Source organism: Flavobacterium sp. 245, assembly GCF_004362055.1.
Lineage (GTDB): Bacteria > Bacteroidota > Bacteroidia > Flavobacteriales > Flavobacteriaceae > Flavobacterium.
This window is the reverse complement of sequence record NZ_SNXB01000004.1, coordinates 313330-332628: the sequence shown is the minus strand read 5'-3', so window position 1 is coordinate 332628 and position 19299 is coordinate 313330. Positions and strand designations below refer to the sequence as shown.

The 19299-nt window shown below is 33.8% G+C and carries 13 protein-coding genes; 6 read left to right on the top strand and 7 right to left on the bottom strand.

What is annotated here, in order from left to right; all coding sequences use genetic code 11:
- Nucleotides 1–62 precede the first annotated feature (62 nt).
- From cysS to EV145_RS10205, 4 genes are all read right to left on the bottom strand, one after another.
- Nucleotides 63–1541, bottom strand: a complete 1479-nt coding sequence (gene cysS, locus EV145_RS10220) for a cysteine--tRNA ligase (protein WP_133525118.1) — start codon at nt 1539–1541, stop codon at nt 63–65.
- 104 nt (nt 1542–1645) lie between these two features.
- Nucleotides 1646–2011 (bottom strand): four helix bundle protein, encoded by a 366-nt coding sequence (locus tag EV145_RS10215; protein WP_133525117.1) that lies wholly within the window; start codon nt 2009–2011, stop codon nt 1646–1648.
- Nucleotides 2012–2105: 94 nt separating this feature from the next.
- On the bottom strand, nt 2106–2777 hold the full coding sequence (gene folE / locus EV145_RS10210) for a GTP cyclohydrolase I FolE (RefSeq protein WP_133525116.1): 672 nt from the start codon (nt 2775–2777) through the stop codon (nt 2106–2108).
- Nucleotides 2778–2962: 185 nt separating this feature from the next.
- Nucleotides 2963–4159 carry a pyridoxal phosphate-dependent aminotransferase gene (locus EV145_RS10205; RefSeq protein ID WP_133525115.1) on the bottom strand — a complete coding sequence of 399 codons (1197 nt, stop codon included), beginning with the start codon at nt 4157–4159 and terminating at the stop codon, nt 2963–2965.
- A gap of 123 nt (nt 4160–4282) precedes the next feature.
- On the opposite strand from EV145_RS10205, the gene EV145_RS10200 reads away from it, so the two are divergent.
- The 5 genes from EV145_RS10200 to EV145_RS10180 all read left to right on the top strand — a co-directional run bounded on the left by EV145_RS10200 (nt 4283) and on the right by EV145_RS10180 (nt 12078).
- The gene (locus EV145_RS10200) at nt 4283–5611 is read left to right on the top strand and encodes a PDZ domain-containing protein (RefSeq protein WP_133525114.1); all 1329 of its coding nucleotides are present in this window, start codon (nt 4283–4285) and stop codon (nt 5609–5611) included.
- Nucleotides 5612–5761: 150 nt separating this feature from the next.
- On the top strand, nt 5762–8389 hold the full coding sequence (locus tag EV145_RS10195) for a gliding motility-associated C-terminal domain-containing protein (RefSeq protein ID WP_133525113.1): 2628 nt from the start codon (nt 5762–5764) through the stop codon (nt 8387–8389).
- A 32-nt stretch (nt 8390–8421) separates the two neighbouring features.
- Nucleotides 8422–9351, top strand: coding sequence for a type IX secretion system membrane protein PorP/SprF (locus tag EV145_RS10190; protein WP_133525112.1), 930 nt, complete (start codon nt 8422–8424; stop codon nt 9349–9351).
- 10 nt (nt 9352–9361) lie between these two features.
- A complete protein-coding gene (locus EV145_RS10185; protein ID WP_133525111.1) occupies nt 9362–11494 on the top strand; it encodes an OmpA family protein in 2133 nt (710 codons plus the stop codon).
- 98 nt (nt 11495–11592) lie between these two features.
- The gene (locus tag EV145_RS10180) at nt 11593–12078 is read left to right on the top strand and encodes a hypothetical protein (protein WP_133525110.1); all 486 of its coding nucleotides are present in this window, start codon (nt 11593–11595) and stop codon (nt 12076–12078) included.
- 118 nt (nt 12079–12196) lie between these two features.
- On the opposite strand, the gene EV145_RS10175 is transcribed toward EV145_RS10180, so the two are convergent.
- Entirely contained in the window at nt 12197–12577 is a 381-nt protein-coding gene (locus EV145_RS10175) for a DUF1573 domain-containing protein (protein ID WP_133525109.1), read from the bottom strand.
- Between the two features lie 244 nt (nt 12578–12821).
- Between EV145_RS10175 and EV145_RS10170 the strand changes: the two genes are divergently transcribed.
- Nucleotides 12822–15458 carry a valine--tRNA ligase gene (locus EV145_RS10170; protein WP_133525108.1) on the top strand — a complete coding sequence of 879 codons (2637 nt, stop codon included), beginning with the start codon at nt 12822–12824 and terminating at the stop codon, nt 15456–15458.
- A gap of 90 nt (nt 15459–15548) precedes the next feature.
- Here EV145_RS10170 and EV145_RS10165 read toward each other — a convergent pair whose 3' ends face one another.
- Both EV145_RS10165 and EV145_RS10160 read right to left on the bottom strand, forming a co-directional pair.
- A complete protein-coding gene (locus tag EV145_RS10165) occupies nt 15549–16865 on the bottom strand; it encodes an APC family permease (protein WP_133525107.1) in 1317 nt (438 codons plus the stop codon).
- A 193-nt stretch (nt 16866–17058) separates the two neighbouring features.
- On the bottom strand, nt 17059–19287 hold the full coding sequence (locus EV145_RS10160; protein ID WP_133525106.1) for a TonB-dependent siderophore receptor: 2229 nt from the start codon (nt 19285–19287) through the stop codon (nt 17059–17061).
- Nucleotides 19288–19299 lie beyond the last annotated feature (12 nt).

Here is a 19299-nt window from a genome sequence, read left to right as displayed (position 1 = left end):
TTCGGTTTAACTTATAGTTCAAATCTGAACACTAAAAAACTGAATACTGCGCACTTTTTTTGCTAAATACTAAAAGAGGTTCCTTCTTTACCATCTTTAAGCTGAATTCCCAAAGCGATTAACTGATCACGAATTTGGTCAGAAAGGGCAAAGTTTTTGTCAGCTCTGGCTTGATTTCTCATCCCGATAAGCATGTTTACAACGCCTTCTAATTTATCATTATTGCTATCGGCTCCTTTTTCATCACTTAGTCCAAGTACATTAAAGACAAAAGCATTAATTGCTGCTGTAAAAGTTTTTAGATCTTCGGCAGTGATTGTTTCTTTTCCGTCTTTTAATAAATTGATATAACGCACTCCTTCAAATAACTGAGCAATTAAAATTGGTGTGTTGAAGTCGTCGTTCATTGCGTCGTAGCACAGTTGTTTCCAGGCTTGAAAATCAATAGAACTTGAATTACTTGCTGCAATAGTTGGCAAAGCATCAAGTGCTTCCATTAATCTTTTGTATCCTTTTTCTGCAGCTGTGATGGCATCATCAGAAAAGTCTAAAATGCTTCTGTAATGTGCTTGAAGCATAAAAAATCTAGTTACTGATGCAGAAAAAGCTTTGCTTAATATTGTATTATCTCCGCTTAGAATTTCGCCTGGCAATATATTGTTTCCAGTTGATTTTGCCATTTTCTTTCCGTTTAAGGTCAGCATATTGGCATGCATCCAATAATTAACTGGAGATTGTCCTGTGCAAGCTTCATTTTGAGCAATCTCACATTCGTGATGCGGGAATTTCAAATCCATTCCGCCGCCATGAATGTCAAAATGATTACCTAAATATTTTGTACTCATTGCAGTACATTCTAAATGCCAGCCTGGGAAACCATCGCTCCAAGGCGAAGGCCATCTCATGATATGTTCTGGTTCTGCTTTTTTCCAAAGTGCAAAATCCTGTGGATTTCGTTTGTCAGATTGGCCGTCAAGATCACGTGTATTGGCAAGCATATCTTCGATATTTCTTCCGCTTAGAATGCCGTAATTGTTGGTTTCATTGTATTTTACAACATCAAAATAAACTGATCCATTGGCAACATAACCAATCCCTTTGTCAATAATTTTTTTGATGATTTCTATCTGTTCGATAATATGTCCAGTAGCTGTTGGCTCAATGCTTGGCGGTAAAAAATTGAAAGCTTTTAGAATATCATGAAAATCGACAGTATAGCGCTGTACAACTTCCATTGGTTCTAATTGCTCTAAACGTGCTTTTTTAGCAATCTTATCTTCACCTTCATCAACATCATCTACAATATGACCAACATCGGTAATATTACGAACATAACGAACTTTATAATCTAGATGTAAAAAGTATCTGAAGATTACATCAAAAGACATAAAAGTTCTTACGTTTCCTAAATGCACATTACTATAAACTGTTGGTCCGCAAACATACATTCCAACATTTCCTTCATGGATTGGTTTGAAATTTTCTTTTTCACCTGATAGTGAATTGTATATTTTTAGAGGTTGACTGTTATATAGTGGCATATTATTTTTTACTGTTTAATCGTTTAACTGTTTAATCGTTTAATCGTCTAACTGTTGATTTGTTTAATCGCAGTAAACGTCTGATCGTTTTAATTAACTTCTTGTTATTCTTTAGAAAGATAGTATTTTTTTAAACTGTTTATTTGATTGCAGATTTTTTCAATTTTTTCACGAGATTCGATATATTCTGTTTCAGAAACGTAATTTAAATCTTTTGAAATAATTAAATGATTCAGAGTTTCCATCGCAGATGAATAAGATATCGTTAAAAAATGCGCTTTATCTTTATTCGTATTTCTTGAAGTTCCTTCAGCAATATTTGTTGCAATTGATGATGAACTTCTTTTTATTTGAGATGTTATTCCAAATAATTCATTCGATGGAAATTTAGTAGTTAATTTGTAAATATCCAAAATGAATATTCTTGCATTTTGCCAGACTTCTAACTTTTCAAATGAAAAAACGTACATTCTTTTCTGTTTAACTGTTGAATTGTTTAATCGTTTAATCGGAAATTATACTTTTGACAAAGCGATTAAACAAATTAACGATTTACCGATTAACCTAAAACTGAGTTTCTAGTTTAATATAATCAAGAAATTCTCTTTTCGTTTGAGGGTCTTTGAATTTTCCGCCAAATTCAGAAGTTACTGTACTGCTTTCAATATCTTTGATTCCTCTTGAGTTAACACAAAGGTGTTTAGCATCAATAACGCAGGCTACATCTTCGGTACCTAAAGCTTTTTGAAGTTCCTGAACAATCTGCATAGTTAAACGCTCCTGAACCTGAGGTCTTTTAGCATAATATTCAACAATACGGTTCATTTTTGATAAGCCAATAACTCTTCCGCTTGAAATATAAGCAACGTGAGCACGCCCAATGATTGGCAGTAAATGGTGTTCGCAAGTAGAGTAAACGGTAATGTTTTTTTCCACTAACATTTCACCGTATTTGTAATTATTATCGAAAGTAGAAGCTTTTGGCTGTTTTGCAGGGTTTAAACCTCCAAAAATTTCTTTTACAAACATTTTAGCTACTCGGTTAGGAGTGCCTTTTATGCTGTCATCTGTTAAATCCATTCCAAGTGTCTGCAGAATGTTTTCAACATCTTTTTTAATTTTTTCTATTTTTTCTTCATCAGTTATGTCAAAAGCGTCCGCTCTTAGAGGGTTTTTTGCATTACTGCTGAAATGACTGTCACCTATTTCGTCTAAAAAATCTTCGTTGTTTATCATTAAAAACTACTATTATGATGGGTATATCTTTTTAAGGGGGTAAAGATAATTAATAAATAGGAAACCTTTTCTATGGTTTTTATTATTTAATCGATCCTTTTTGGATATAATTTAAAATTGATACAAAAAACAAAAGACAATAACGTTTATGGTTATTGTCTTTTGAAAGTTTAAGTTTAGTTTGTTTATCTATTGTTGTACGCTAGCAAAGCTTCTTTTAAGATGTTTACCGCTGTAATTAGATCTTTTTTGTTTAAAACGTAAGCAATTCGAACTTGATTCAAGCCCATTCCGGGAGTCGAATAAAATCCTTTTGCAGGTGCAATCATAACGGTTTCTCCATTTAAATTGTAGTTTTCTAAAAGCCATTGCGCAAAATCATCAGAATCTGCAATTGGTAATTGAGCAATACAGTAAAAGGCGCCTTTTGGCTTAGTTACAATAACACCTTCAATTTTATTTAATTCTGAAATTAAAGTGTCGCGACGTTCTTTGTATTCTGCAATAACTTCATCAAAATAACTTTGAGGAGTGTCAATAGCAGCTTCGCAGGCAATCTGTTCAATTGTTGGCGGACTTAAACGTGCTTGAGCAAATTTCATAACCGTTGCTAAAACATCTTTGTTTTTTGTTACCAAACAGCCAATTCTTGCGCCACACATACTATAACGCTTTGAAACAGAATCAACCATGATAACATTTTGTTGTACATCATCAAGATTCATAACAGAAAAATGCACATCGTCTCCGTCGTATAAAAATTCACGATAGACTTCATCAGCAATTAAATACAAGTCATGCTTTTTGATTAAGCTTGCTAGCTGTTTAATTTCTGTTTCAGAATATAAATATCCGGTTGGATTACCCGGATTACAAATTAAAATCGCTTTTGTTTTTGGTGTGATCAGTTTTTCAACTTCCTCAATGCTTGGCAAAGCAAATGCCGTTTCAATAGTAGAAACAAGAGGCACTACCGTTGCACTTGTTGAAGATGCAAATGCATGGTAATTAGCATAAAAAGGTTCTGGAATAATAATTTCATCTCCAGGATCAGTAATTGTGGCCAGCGCAAATAGTAAGGCTTCAGAACCACCAGTTGTTATAATGATGTCTTCTGTGTTAACGTTTACATTTTGGCGCTGGTAAAATTTTGCTAATTTTTTTCTATAGCTTTCATATCCTGCTGATGGACTGTATTCTATAAGAGTTAAATCAATATTTTTTACCGCCTCGATGGCCACTTCGGGTGTCTTGATATCCGGTTGACCAATGTTTAAGTGATACACTTTGTGTCCTTTTTTCTTTGCTAAATCTGCAAAAGGAGCCAGCTTGCGTATCGGAGATTCAGGCATGTTTCTGCCTTTGTGTGAAATTGTTGGCATGAGTATAAATTATTGAAGTGCAAATTTGCATTTTTTTTTCGAATTTAACGTAAACATTATGAGGTGTTATCGAAATGTAACAATTATCAATATTTTTATTAATTTTATATTAAAATATTAGCAATGAAAAAATATTTCATGTTGTTTTTTGGGCTTTTGGTATCTTTTAACATTCACGCTCAAGGTGATTTTTTGATACAAGGCCATTCCAGTAAAATCACAATCCCGTTTAAATTGATTAATAACCTCGTTTTTATTCCGATAAAAGTAAACGGGGTTGAATTGAATTTCTTATTGGATTCTGGTGTTGAAGAGACAATTTTGTTTAGTATGGAAGAGCAAAAGGAAGTCAGCTTTAATAATGTTGTAAAAATTAAACTTAGAGGATTAGGAAGCGAGGAAGAAATAGAAGGTTTGAAATCAACTAATAATATTCTAGAAACGCATGGTATAAAATCTGACAATCATTTGGTGTATATTATTTTGGATCAAAATTTTAATTTGTCATCGCATATTGGAATTCCAGTAAATGGCATCATTGGATATAAATTTTTTAAAAATAATTTAGTCGAAATTAATTACGCAAAGAAAAAGGTTTACGTTTATCAGAATAACAATGAAATTAAAGAGAAATTGGCAAAGAAATTTAAGGAAATTCCAATTTCCATAGAAAGATCTAAACCTTATATTACTACACATGCAGTGGTTGACAGTGTCGAAATTCCTGCGAAACTGCTTATTGATATTGGAAATAGTGATGCTTTTTGGATTTTTGAAAATAATAAAATCAAATTGCCTAAGAAAAACTTTCCTGATTTCTTAGGAAAAGGCTTTAGTGGTGATATTGAGGGACATCGTGCGAAAATATCTAAATTTTCAATTGATGAATTTGATTTTAAAAATCCAATTGTTTCGTTTCCAGATTCGACTTCTATTCGCAATGTAAAGATGGTGCCCGGACGTATTGGCTCAATAGGTGGCGAGGTTTTAAAGCGTTTTACTGTAGTTTTGGATTATAAAGACCAAAAACTCTATCTTAAAAAAAACAGTAAATTTTCTGAACCATTCACTTATAATAAAAGCGGTATTACAGTGCAACACAATGGATTGCAATGGGTGCAGGAAACAGTACATTTAGAAACCGTACAAGTCGCGACATCAATTTCAGATGTTAATCCTTATGATGGTAAAAAAGATGATAATTTTAAATATAAGTTTTCGTTAAAGCCAGTTTACGAAATTGTGAATATTCGCAAAAAATCGGCTGCTGAAAAATGCGGTCTGCAAAAAGGAGATGTAATTGTCAGTATAAATAGTACACTGCCATATAAATATTCATTACAGCAAATAAATAGTCTTTTAAAATCGGAGGAAGATGTTTGGATAACTCTTGAAGTTGAACGCAATAGCCTGATACTGAAATTTAGGTTTAGACTGGAAGATGAACTGTAATAAAGGACATTTTAGAAAGTTTTTTGCGTCATAATCAATAGAATGACTATTTTTGGAACGTAACGACACTTTTGTGATAAAATAATTGTTAAATTGTTTTTATTATTTACATAGTGCTTCTAATTATAATGTTTAGCCAAATATAATTTTATGGTCAAAAAATACATTAATTGCCTTCGAATCATACTTTTTTTTGCTTTTTTATCTGTAATCCCAAATAAAATTTATGCACAATGTGCAGGTGAGGACGGAATATTAACCGTTTGTGATATTCCGGCTGCAAGCAGTAAAGCAATTGATTTATATGCACAGCTTACAGGCTCTCCTCTTTCTGGCGGCGTTTGGACAGATGTTGATAATTCAGGAGGTTTAGATCTAGATACAGGAATTTTAAATGCACAGCAAATCCGCCGAAGCGGGATTTTTAGATATCTGTACACTGTTGACGGAATTGGACTTTGTCCTGATAATACAGCAACTGTTACGGTGACTATTGGAGGATATTCTGGAGTGACTTCTCCTAATGTATCTGTCTGTAGTGCAATTGGTGAGTTTAATCTTTTTTCTGCCTTTAATGGAGTAGACATTAGTCCGCAATCAAACGGACAATGGCATAATGATACTACAAATCAAAATGTAAATGCTATTGTGAATGTTACAGACATGGTAGGAACTTTTCAGTATACCTACACCATGCCTGCAAGAGGAACATGTCCGGCTATGTCATCAACAGCCTTTGTGACCATTTTTAGAGCACCAAGATCCGGTACTGCTGGAAGTTTGCGATTGTGTGCAAGCGACGGTTTGTCAGCTTATACTGATTATGATTTGAATAATCTTCTTTCAAATCAAGATCCTGGAGGCACATGGACTGAAGCCAGTAATACTGGTGAGCTTACATATGTAGGAGATCATTTTGTAAATGTTCAGAGGATTTATACGAATCGCGGAGCAGGTAGCTACAGTTATAATTATACAGTAAAATCTACTAATCCAATTTGTTCAGATGAACAGACAACTGTTAGAATCATATTGGAACAAAAACTTGATTTTACAGGTGCAAAACTTAAAATTGATGCCAATAATATTTGCGAAACCGAAATACCCACAGCAACTTATACAGGAACTATTACAAAAGGACCAGCTGCAATCCCAAATGGCGATTACAATGTTTCATTTAGTGTTTCTGGTCCAAATGGTGGAAGTGAAACTTTGCCAGCAAATTTTATTAATGGCATTTTGGTTTTCCCATTAAAATCAGATTATTTTCAAAAAGTTGGCAGTTATACGGTTACAATTACAAATCTTTATGCAACAAATAGTGTAAGAGCATGCCGTAACATCATTAATAATCTTTCAGAAGTTGTAAATATATATCCAATTCCTGATTTAGCGGGAGCAAAAATAACACCGATAAATACCTGTCAAAATACAATTACAGAAGTTAAAATAATAGATGCTGTAAAAATTGTTGACGGGACTTATGATATTCTTTACAACATTTCGGGGGTTAATAATGCTTCGTCCCAAACGGCCTCTGCGACTTTTGCTGGAGGAAATGCCTCTTTTTTTATTCCTGCCATTTTAAGTTCTCAAAGCGGAAATGGAACTATTCAAATTGTCAAAATCACTCATACAATTTCTGGTTGTACGAATAGCGCAAATGTACAAGGTGCCATTGTTGTAAACCCTTTGCCTAATGTTTTAAATTTAAGAATACAAGCACCAACGGTTTGTTTTGGATCTGCAGTTACGGCTTCGGTTACAGGCTTAGGCGCATTGACAGATGTTACATTGTCGTACACGCTTTCTGGCGCAAATACTGCTACGGTACAGACAATCTCTTTACTACCTGTAAGCGGTAATGCAAGTTTTGTTATTCCTGCTGGTTTGCTTGTCAATACTGGCTCAACAACAATTACAGTTTCTAACTTAAAAAATAATATTACTGGTTGTGAGAGTGCTGTAACAGGAACTGCTTCAACATTTGCAATAAACCCTATTCCGTTTGCACCAATGGCAACAGATCAAACTTTTTGTAAGTCGGATAATGCTATAATTGGTAATTTGGCGCCAAGCGGAACACAGTTTAAATGGTATAATTCACCAACGTTAACAACGCCTCTAGCCAATACGTATGTTCTAAAAAGCGAAACATATTATGTTACCGAAACTACTTTGTCATGTACTTCGTCGGCAACAATGATTAAGGTTACAGTAGAAGATACGCCTGCGCCCGAATTGGCAGATCAGGCCAAATTTTGCGGAATAGATAATCCGACGCTTTCCGATTTGTCAAATAAAACAAATGTGCCTTTGTCTGTTGTTTGGTATGATGCTCCTAAGAATGGAAATATTCTTCCGGCAACTACTCTTTTGCGTGAGAATATTACTTACTACGGATTTGATTTTGATACAACAACTGGTTGTCTTTCTTTTGATAGCCTTCCTGTTATTCCTGATTTAACAGATTGTAATACGGTACCTGATACCTTCTTTGTGCCAGATGGATTTTCACCAAATGGCGACGGTATAAACGACACTTTTGTTATTCCGGACATTGATTTTTTATATCCGGATTATACACTTGAAATTTTCAACCGATACGGAAATGGAATGTATAGAAGTTATAAAAATAAACCAGGCTGGGACGGTATAAATTACGAAACGCAAGGGCTTAGCCATGGCGTTGCACCTAATGGAGTTTATTTTTACATTCTCAATTTTAATAAAGACAATAAACCTCCACAACAGGGACGTCTTTATTTAAATAGATAATTTCTTTCTTGCATTCCTAATATATTTTTCAAATGAAAAAAATAATACTCTTTATAAGTTTTCTCTTTTATATAAGCACCGTTTCTGCGCAACAAGATCCAGAGTATACGCATTATATGTATAATATGAGCGTAGTAAATCCTGCCTACGCTACAGGTGTTCCGGCGATGATGAATTTTGGAGGATTGTATAGAACGCAATGGGTTGGTGCAGTTGGAGCTCCAAAAACGTTTACTTTCTTTGGACATAGCGCTTTAACTGAAAAGGTCGAAGTTGGTCTATCCTTTATTTCTGACGATATTGGAGACGGTGCTAAAAAAGAAAATAATATTTACGCCGATTTTGCTTATGTGTTGAACTTAGGAGGAAAAAATAAACTTTCTTTAGGACTTAAAGCTGGTGTATCTTCAATGCAGACGAACTTTAATGGATTCCGATTTAGTGATCCCGATGTTGATAGGGCTTTCGCCGAAAATATTAATGCAACAAAACCAAATATTGGAGTTGGAGCTTATTATTTTAGAGACAATTTGTATCTGGGATTTTCAGCGCCTAATTTATTGAAGACAAAATACATCGAGGAAAAATCAGGGGTAAATGCTTTTGGCGCTGAAGAAATACACATGTTTTTTACAGGAGGATATGTTTTTCAAATTAATGATAATTTAAAATTGAAACCGGCATTTATGTCTCGACTTGTAAAAGGAGCTCCAGTTTCTGTTGATTTGACAGCAAATGCATTGTATAATGAGAAGTTTGAATTAGGGGTGGCCTATAGAATTGATGATTCAGTAAGTGCTTTATTTAATTTTAATGTTACGCCTACTCTTAGAGTTGGTTATGCATACGATTATACATTATCAAATTTAGGGCAGTTTAATTCTGGCACGCACGAAATTATGCTCCTTTTTGACTTAGATTTATTAGGAAAAGGATTTGATAAATCACCTAGATTCTTTTAAAATGAAAAATATGAAAAAACTCCTAGTTATTATATTCGTATTTTCAATACAATTTACAAACGCCCAAGATAAAGAATTGGCCAGAGCCAAGCGATTCTTCGATAAAACATATTATGCCGAATCGATTGTTTTATATGAAAAATTAGCAGAAGAAAAACCTTCGCAGGAAGTCATTAAAAACTTGGCAGACTCTTATTATTATACCAATAATTTAGTAAAAGCACAGCGTTATTACAGACTTTTATTTCAAAATTACAGTAAGGATTTAAATCGTGAATATTATTTCAGATATGCTCAGACTTTAAAAGCAACAAATAGTTATGCCGATGCAAATGTGGCACTGAAACAATATTACGCTTCCTCGACTACTAGCAAAGATTCTGTTTATTTTCAAAAGGAACTAAAAGAGCTTGAAAATGTTTCGGCCATAGGAAACCGATTTGAAATTAAAAATCTAGCACTAAATACGCCAAATTCAGAATTTGGAGCTGTTAAGTATAAAGACAATTTGGTTTTTGCAGCTGTAAAATTAAAGCCAGGATTATTTGATAAAAAGTTTAAATGGGACAATGAAACCTATTTAAATTTAGTTTCAGTTCCTTTGAATGAAATTAATGCAGCTGAACCAAACATAAGTTATTTTGCATCAGAATTAAAAACTGGAATGCACGAAGCAAATGCAGTTTTTACAAAAGATGGAAAAACAGTTTATTTTACGCGAAACAATTCAAAAAATAAAACAAGAAAAACAAACGATCAAAAAGTTTCGAATCTTCAAATTTTTAAAGCGGAATTAGTTGAAGGAAAATGGACTAATGTTGCCGCACTTCCGTTTAATAGTCCAAATTATTCTGTTGAGCATCCAGCATTGAGTGCTGATGAGAAAGTGTTGTATTTTTCTTCCGATATGCCGGGGTCTGTAGGATCTTTTGATATTTATTCAGTAAATGTCAACAAAGGAGCGTTTGATACACCAAAGAATTTAGGTCCAATTATCAATACCGATAAAAGAGAACAGTTTCCTTTTGTGGCTTCTGATAACAAACTTTATTTTTCTTCTGATGGACATTTGGGTTACGGATCGCTTGATGTTTTTGTTTCAGAGATTAGCGGAAATGAATATTCAGAACCCGTAAATATCGGATTGCCTCTAAACTCTAATTTAGATGACTTTTCTTTTAATATTGACGCCACTACAAAAGAAGGATTTTTTGCTTCTAACAGAGAAGGAGGAAAGGGAAGCGATGATATTTATCAATTTAAAGAAACAAAAGAACTAATTGTAGAAGACTGTAAACAGTTTATTGCCGGCACAATCACAGATATTGATACAAATTTGGCGCTAGAAAATGCCACAGTAATGCTACAAGATGCTGATAAAAAGACATTAAATACAATTACAACTTCAGCAGATGGAAAATTCAGTTTTACGGTTGCCTGTGAAAGTTCCTATACTGTGGTTGCTTTTAAGGAAAAATATACAAACGAATCTAAGACTTTGACAATCGGGATAACCCGAAATATTACCAATGATGGTTCATTGGCACTTAAATCTTTAGAAGCAATTAAATTAGAAGAAAAACAGCTTGCTGAGAATAAAAGAAAACAAGAACTTATTTTAGAAGAAGAGAATAAGAAAAAAGAAGCGTTGGCAATTATTGCGTTAAATGAAGCTACTAAAAAAGCGAAAGCTGACGAAATAAAAGCGGAAGAAGTTAAGAAAAAAGAGAAGGTAACAGAGATTTTAAAACAGGAAAAAGACGTTGTAAAAGATGATAAGGACCGATTGATTATCAAAACAGATCCTATTTATTTTGATTACAATATGTGGTACATCCGTAAAGAATCAAAAGTTGTTTTAGGCAGAGTTGTTGCTTTAATGAACAAATATCCAGGAATGGTAATCGAAATTGGTTCTCACACAGACTCGAGAGGAAATGCTAAATTTAATGAAGAACTCTCGCAAAAAAGAGCCAATTCAACTAGAGAATTTATTATTCAGTCGGGAATAAATGCAAGTCGAGTTTCAGCGAAAGGTTATGGAGAATCGGTGCCAATTATAAAGTGCAAAACAGATGACGCCTGTTCAGAAGAAGATCATGAATTAAACAGAAGATCTGAATTTGTTATTAAGAAATTATAGATTTTATAAAAAACATAAATTTAATTAAGAAGCCTTTTTTTTGGCTTCTTTTTTATTTAATTTTATAAAATAACCGTATCAAAATAAAACATCAAATTATGAAAAATCTGACCTTATCATGTTTGCTTATTACCTGCATTGGATTGCAAAGCTGTAAAAATGAAGAAAAACAAAAAGAAATTGAAGCAGCAAAAGCCGAAGGTGAAAAGGTGGTTAGCAGTGAATGTTATCGAGCAATTTATGAAAAAGATACTCTTCAGTTAAAGTTAAATACTTTAAAGAATGGGAAAATAGCTGGAAATATGATTATGAAAGTGGCTCAGGCAACAGAAACAACTGGTGAGATTGCAGGTGAATTTCACGGAGACACTTTGTTTGCCGATTATACTTTTGTTGAAGTAACCAATAAAAATAAAACCTTCAAAAATCCAATGGCGTTTTTAAAACGAGACAATAAGCTTATTTTAGGAAAGGGAGAGATGCAGACTACAATGGGAGTTACCTATTTGCTAAAAGATAAACCAATTGATTTTGATCGTGTAAAATATAAATTTGACAGCGCGGAATGTGCTGATAAAAAATAAGAGAAAGATTTTACAATATTAATTATAGGAACCTGTTGGGTTTAACCTAAAAAGAGATAATAAAAAAGCCGTTTCTATATTCAGAAACGGCTTTTTGTATTTTAAGATTTTAATTTATTTATAAAACTTCACCTTTGATTTTTAAGGCAACTCTTCCGTCAGGATAATTGACAGCATTGGTTTCTACTGTAATTGTTTTACGAATAGGACCAGAAGCCATGTTATATTTTACATCAATTTTTCCTTTTTTGCCAGGCTGAATCGCAGCGGCTGGTTTAGTAACTACAATAGAACTTACAGTTGATTCTGCTCCAATAATTAACAGTGGGGCATCACCAGTATTAGTGAATTCAAAAGAGCGTACTCCATTATCACTTTTCGAAATTTTTCCATAATCAATTGTATTGTCCTGAGCCGAAAATTCAATTTTTGGACCATTTTGTGCGTAACCGATTGCACTAAACAATACGATTGCAATAAAAGAGGCAACATTTTTCATTTTGAAAATTATTTTAAATTGTAAGTAAATATACATTCTTTTAATTAACACACAAATTTATAATTCGCTTTTTATAGTGTCTTTAATTATTTACTTTTGCTGTCAGTTATAAATACAAAAATTGAACCAAAGTTTTGTTGGTTATTTGTTTAACTGTTTAATCGTTTAATTGAATCATTCAATACGATTAAACAAATGAGCGAATTAACGATTAAACGAATTAACGATTAAACAACCTATTTAAATGACAATTCCAGCACAATTTGACGCTAAGACGATTGAGAATAAATGGTATGATTACTGGATGAAAAACAATTATTTTCATTCAGAACCAGATCATAGAACGCCATACACTATTGTAATTCCGCCTCCAAACGTCACTGGTGTCCTGCATATGGGACATATGCTGAATAACACTATTCAGGATGTTTTAATTCGTCGTGCACGTTTAAAAGGTTTCAACGCTTGCTGGGTTCCGGGAACGGATCACGCATCAATCGCAACTGAGGCAAAAGTTGTAGCAAAATTAAAAGCAGAAGGAATCAATAAAAATGATTTGACTCGTGAAGAATTCCTAAAACATGCTTGGGAATGGACAGATAAATATGGGGGAACAATTCTTGAGCAGCTTAAGAAATTAGGTGCATCTTGTGATTGGGAAAGAACCAAATTTACAATGGACCCGGATATGTCAGCTTCAGTAATTCGTTCTTTTGTTGATTTATATAACAAAGGATTAATCTACAGAGGATACCGAATGGTAAACTGGGATCCGGAAGCCAAAACAACGTTATCTGACGAAGAAGTTATTTACGAAGAACAACAAGGAAAATTATTTTTCTTAAAATATAAAATTGAAGGTTCAGAAGATTTCCTGACGATTGCAACAACACGTCCGGAAACTATTTTTGGAGATACTGCCATTTGTATAAATCCAAATGATGAGCGTTTTACACATTTAAAAGGAAAGAAAGCCATCGTTCCAATCTGTGGTAGAGTAATTCCGATTATTGAAGATGAATATGTAGATGTTGAATTCGGAACAGGATGTTTGAAAGTAACGCCTGCGCATGATATGAACGATAAAACTTTGGGAGAAAAACACAATCTTGAAATCGTTGATATCTTTAATGAAGATGCTACACTAAATAGTTTCGGATTACATTATCAAGGAAAAGATCGTTTTGTGGTTCGTACTGAAATTGCAAAAGAACTAGAAGAAATTGGAGCTTTGGCGAAGACCGAAATCCATTTAAATAAAGTTGGAACATCTGAAAGAACCAAAGCGGTAATCGAGCCAAGATTATCAGATCAATGGTTCTTGAAAATGGAAGATTTGGTAAAACCTGCAATCCAATCAGTATTGGTTGATGGTGATATTAAATTGCACCCAAAACGTTTTGAAAATACTTACGCTCACTGGTTAAATAATATCCGTGATTGGAATATCTCTCGCCAATTATGGTGGGGACAACAAATCCCGGCGTATTATTATGGAGACGGAAAAGAAGATTTCGTAGTTGCAGAAAATATTGAAGATGCCTTAGTTTTAGCAAAAGAAAGAACCAACAACCAACAACTAACAACCGACAACTTAAAACAAGATGTTGATGCCTTAGATACTTGGTTTTCGTCTTGGTTATGGCCAATGTCAGTTTTTGGCGGAATAATGGATCCTGAAAGTGCAGATTATAAATATTATTATCCAACAAACGACTTGGTAACGGGTCCGGATATTTTGTTTTTCTGGGTTGCGAGAATGATTATTGCGGGTTACGAATATGCAGGAGAAAAACCATTTACAAATGTATATTTGACTGGTTTAGTTCGTGATAAACAACGTCGTAAGATGTCTAAATCATTAGGAAATTCTCCTGATCCTTTAGACTTGATCGAAAAATTCGGTGCCGATGGTGTTCGTGTAGGATTGCTTTTAAGTGCTTCTGCAGGAAACGATATTATGTTTGATGAAGAATTGTGTAATCAAGGAAAAGCATTCTCAAACAAGATTTGGAATGCCTTTAAATTGATTAAAGGCTGGGAAGTTTCAGAAACTATTCCACAACCGGAATCATCAAAAGTAGCGATCGAATGGTACGAAGCGAAGTTGCAACAAACTCTTGTTGATATTGAAGATAACTTCGAAAAATACAGAATTTCAGATTCATTAATGGCGATTTATAAATTGGTTTGGGATGATTTCTGTTCTTGGTTTTTAGAGATGATCAAACCGGCGTATCAACAACCAATAGATAAAGTAACGTTTGATAAGGCGATTGAAATGTTAGAGAGCAACCTGAAATTGTTGCATCCGTTTATGCCTTTCTTGACAGAAGAAATTTGGCAGATATTGGCAGAAAGAACTCCGGAAGAAGCTTTAATAGTTTCAACTTGGCCAGAATTAAAACCTTTTAATGCAGGTTTAATTGCTGATTTTGAAAGTACAATTGAAGTAATTTCAGGAATTAGAACTATTAGAAAAGATAAAAATATTCCGTTTAAAGATGCTATTGAATTGAAAGCCATAAACAGCGAGAATATCTCAACTTATTTTGATTCAATCGTAACGAAATTAGGTAATATTTCAGCTTTTGAATATGTTTCAGCTAAAGTTGACGGTGCATTATCTTTCCGTGTAAAATCAAATGAATATTTCATTCCAATTTCAGGAGGAAATATTGATGTTGAAGCTGAAATCGCAAAATTGACAGCAGAATTAGTTTACACACAAGGTTTCTTAAAATCAGTTCAGGCAAAATTGTCTAACGAGAAATTCGTTGGCGGAGCACCAGAAAAAGTTTTGGCAAACGAAAGACAAAAAGAAGCAGATGCTTTGGCAAAAATTGCTACAATCGAGCAGAGTATTGCTGGTTTGAAATAAGAAATAAAGTTACTTTTAAATAGAAAAGCTGTCCAAAATGGACAGCTTTTTTTGTTTTTTAGTTATTCCCAGGAACGAGTAATGACAAAATTATTGCTTCTTCTTCCTCAAAATCAAAAACAAAGGATAGGAAATCAAAGTAATTCCAACGATAATAATAAAGCTTTTAGGATCACTGTAAATGAAACCTGCAAGCAATGCGATAGAAAATATAATAGCTATTATAGTTGTCCACGGATACCAAAATGACTTATACGGTCGTGCTAAATCAGGTTCTGTGGTTCTTAATTTTATAAGTGAGTAATATGCCAGTCCCCAAACAATTATTGAGATAAAAGCAGCGAAAGAAAATAATACTTCAAAAGAACCAATACAGATTAAAAACAAGCTGAAAAGCGACGAAACCAGAAGCGCAACTATTGGCGTTCCGCCTTTGTTTACTGTTGTGCCTTTCTCAATAAAAAAGCCATCTCGACTTAATCCGTAAAGAATTCTTGGCGGAATCATCATAAAAGCATTCAAAATGCTAATTAAAGAGAAAATGGAAATCACCGTTACAACTATAGCGCCGTTTTCTCCAAAAAGAACTTTGGCGACATCGGCAGCAGCCAAATTTGATTTTGCTAAAGTTTCAATAGGCAATACGTGAAAAAAGGCAGCATTTACTAAAACATATATTGCTACAACTAGCAAAACACCGCTGTATAAGGACTTCGGAATATTTTTGCTCGGATCGTCATTTTCTTCAGCAAAAAAGCAAACGGCGTTCCAGCCATTATATGTTCCGATAATAAGCTGTAAGGATTTAAAAAACCCAAAAATAAGTCCGATTTGAAAGATTGAACTATCGGTTTTGATTTTTGGAACTTCAATTCCTGAATACATAAAACACGCAATTACCAAAGCCACAAAACAAATCACTTTTAAGAAACTTGTAATTTGCTGAATAACACTTCCGTTTTTCACGCCACTTAAATGCAACAATACAAACGCCGCTAACAAAGCAATCGATATTATGGTAGAATAACTGGAAAGTGACGGAAATAAAATTATAGTATATTCACTAATTACAATGCAGTAAAAAGCGGGAGGAATGGCATTGACAATATAATCAAACCAGCCAGATAAAAAACCAGCATATTCTCCTAAAGCTCTTTTAATATAATTATAAGATCCGCCGGCTTTTGGCAACATTGTCGCCAATTCTGAATAGGAATTGGCCCCAAGCAAAACGTATAAACCTCCAAAAATCCAGGAAGCAAGAATGAGCCAATAATTATCTAATAATCCTGCAATAGATCCAGGCGTTCGCAGAATTCCAACTCCAATCGTTCCGCCAATTAATACTGCAATGTTAAAGCTTAATCCAAGTGTTTTTTTTAATTGGTTTTGTTTGGAATCTGACATAGAATTTGCTCTTGTTTAAAGTGGATAATTTAAAACAAAAATAGAGATAATTAAGAGCAATTTCTTCTGTTAAAAAATAAAAACCTCATTTATTGCAAAATGAGGTTTTTATCGAAATTTAAACCAAACTTTCACAGAGTTAAAAAAACAAAGTGAAGAATAGTTTTAACAAATTAAAATCTAATTCAAAAATTTAGAATTTGTATCGTAAGCTTGTCATGATTTGACGAGGTGCAATTGGGTTTACACTATAGTTTTCATGAACTGTATAGTTTAACTCGTTAGTAATGTTTGATAATTTACATAAAATCGAGATTTTTTTCCAAGTGTAGCCAGCTGAAGCATCAATTGTAGTGTAGCCTTTTATCGGAATTTCTCTGTGGTAGATACCATCAGGATACTTCGTAGTATCTGTACTGTATTGATCATTCCATCCACCTAAACGGTCACCAATGTAATTTCCTATTGCTCCGAAAGACACTCCTTTAAAGAATCCATCTTGTACCGTGTAAAAGAAGCTCAAGTTTGCAGTATTGGCAGGAGTTCTAACAAGACGATCGCCTTCAATAAAACTTCCGTTTAAACCAGATGTTTTAGAATAACGCATATCGTTGTAGCTGTATCCAGCGATAATATTTAAACCTTCGATAGGTCTTGCTGTAACATCAATTTCAATACCTTTACTTTTAGTTTCACCGCTCAAAACTTTTACGTTTGTATCAGTGTTTAAACTTCCGTCAGCTTTAAATTCAGCTGTTTGAGCCAAATTGCTGTTTACGATTTGATAAACTGTAACGTTAGTACTTAATAATCCTTGTAAGAAATCAGTTTTAATACCGGCTTCATACTGATCAATAATAGAAGGCTCAATTGGTTTTAAATCTGCTGTCGTTCCTGTGTTTGGAGTAAATGAAGTAGAGTAACTACCAAATATAGAAATGTCTTTTCTTGGTTGGTAGATTAATCCAAATTTTGGAGAAAATGCATTGTCTAATTTTTTATTTCCAACTGTTGGAACTGCATTTTCTGGAGCTACCGTTTGTTTTCCGTTAACCAATGTTTCTTTGTACGTTGTAACTTCAGCTTCCTGCCATGACCAGCGCACACCAGCTAATACTTTAAACTTTTCTGTAATTGAAATCAAATCCTGAAAATAGACACCAAAACGGTTAGTTTCTGTTTTTGCAATTTGCGTTGCTCTGGCATCTGGAATGTCATTTCGTTGTGTTGACGGATCAAAGTTGAAAAGATTAATCGTGTCGTAATTTGCTGGGTTAAATGCAAAAGTATAAGCTGTTGCAAATGAATTTTCCCAGTCTGAACCTGTAAATATTTGATGTTTTACGGATCCCGTATTAAAATTCCCTTGAAGACTTAATTGATCTCCTAATACTTGTTCTAAGTTTTCATTTTGAACCAATGGTCTTGTCCAGTCTCCATTATCTTTTACTGCAGACAATTGCGCTGTAGATTTTGAAGCTCTATTATAGGTTTGATAAGAACTGTTGAAATTAAGCTTCCAGTTTTTATTGAAATCGTGATTCAATAATACAGAAGCGCTGGCAGATTTGGTAGTTCCATTAGACCAAAGTGATCCGTAAAAAGCATTACGAGGCAAATCAAGAATTTGTGTACCAATAATTCCAGTTCCAAAATCTGGCGTCCAATCGGCTGTTAAATAATCTCCCTGCACTGTAATTTGCGTTTTTTGGCTTATAACAAAAAGCAACGATGGGTTTACATACAAACGCTCATTTTTTACAACATCTCTAAAACTTTCTGAATTTTCATAAGAACCGTTAATTCTGAAAGCAATTGATTTAGTAAGGCCTCCATAAAAATCAAAAGAAGGTTTGTAATAAGCAAAACTTCCTATTTGCATTGCTACTTCACCACCAGTCTTAAATTGAGGAGTTTTTGTTACAAGGTTAACGATTCCACCAGGAGCTACATTTCCAAATAATAATGCAGAGCCTCCTTTAAGAAATTCTACTTTATCTAAACCTGAAACATCTGGAATAGAACCAGCGTTGTAACGAAATCCATTTTTAAACATATTGTTGGCTGACAAGTCATAACCTCTTGAGAAAAAAGATTCCTGAGCACCACCTCTCGCAGAACCAACATATACACCATTTGCATTTTTTAGAACTTCACTTAATCTGATAGCTTGTTGCTGTTCGATAATCTCAGAACCAATAACTTGTATCGCTTGTGGATTATCCATTGGTTTTAAACCTGAACGAACGGCAGTCACAGGTTTTGGCTCTTTATTTTTGGTTACAATTACTTCATTAAGGATTTCACCTTTTTTGTTTTTTACCGTGTCATTTACAGAAAGATTATCTTGAGCGTTTGCATATTCTTGACTGTATGATGCAAAACTTAAAAAGGATAAAACGAGTAGTAAATTATATCTCATGTTGCTTTATTA

What these genes read in the sequence shown, in the direction of transcription:
- EV145_RS10215 (WP_133525117.1), bottom strand. Translation starts at nt 2,011, where the DNA reads ATGTACGTTTTTTCATTTGAAAAGTTAGAAGTCTGGCAAAATGCAAGA.
- EV145_RS10195 (WP_133525113.1), top strand. Translation starts at nt 5,762, where the DNA reads ATGGTCAAAAAATACATTAATTGCCTTCGAATCATACTTTTTTTTGCT.
- cysS (WP_133525118.1), bottom strand. Translation starts at nt 1,541, where the DNA reads ATGCCACTATATAACAGTCAACCTCTAAAAATATACAATTCACTATCA.
- EV145_RS10170 (WP_133525108.1), top strand. Translation starts at nt 12,822, where the DNA reads ATGACAATTCCAGCACAATTTGACGCTAAGACGATTGAGAATAAATGG.
- EV145_RS10165 (WP_133525107.1), bottom strand. Translation starts at nt 16,865, where the DNA reads ATGTCAGATTCCAAACAAAACCAATTAAAAAAAACACTTGGATTAAGC.
- EV145_RS10175 (WP_133525109.1), bottom strand. Translation starts at nt 12,577, where the DNA reads ATGAAAAATGTTGCCTCTTTTATTGCAATCGTATTGTTTAGTGCAATC.
- EV145_RS10205 (WP_133525115.1), bottom strand. Translation starts at nt 4,159, where the DNA reads ATGCCAACAATTTCACACAAAGGCAGAAACATGCCTGAATCTCCGATA.
- folE (WP_133525116.1), bottom strand. Translation starts at nt 2,777, where the DNA reads ATGATAAACAACGAAGATTTTTTAGACGAAATAGGTGACAGTCATTTC.
- EV145_RS10180 (WP_133525110.1), top strand. Translation starts at nt 11,593, where the DNA reads ATGAAAAATCTGACCTTATCATGTTTGCTTATTACCTGCATTGGATTG.
- EV145_RS10185 (WP_133525111.1), top strand. Translation starts at nt 9,362, where the DNA reads ATGAAAAAACTCCTAGTTATTATATTCGTATTTTCAATACAATTTACA.
- EV145_RS10160 (WP_133525106.1), bottom strand. Translation starts at nt 19,287, where the DNA reads ATGAGATATAATTTACTACTCGTTTTATCCTTTTTAAGTTTTGCATCA.
- EV145_RS10200 (WP_133525114.1), top strand. Translation starts at nt 4,283, where the DNA reads ATGAAAAAATATTTCATGTTGTTTTTTGGGCTTTTGGTATCTTTTAAC.
- EV145_RS10190 (WP_133525112.1), top strand. Translation starts at nt 8,422, where the DNA reads ATGAAAAAAATAATACTCTTTATAAGTTTTCTCTTTTATATAAGCACC.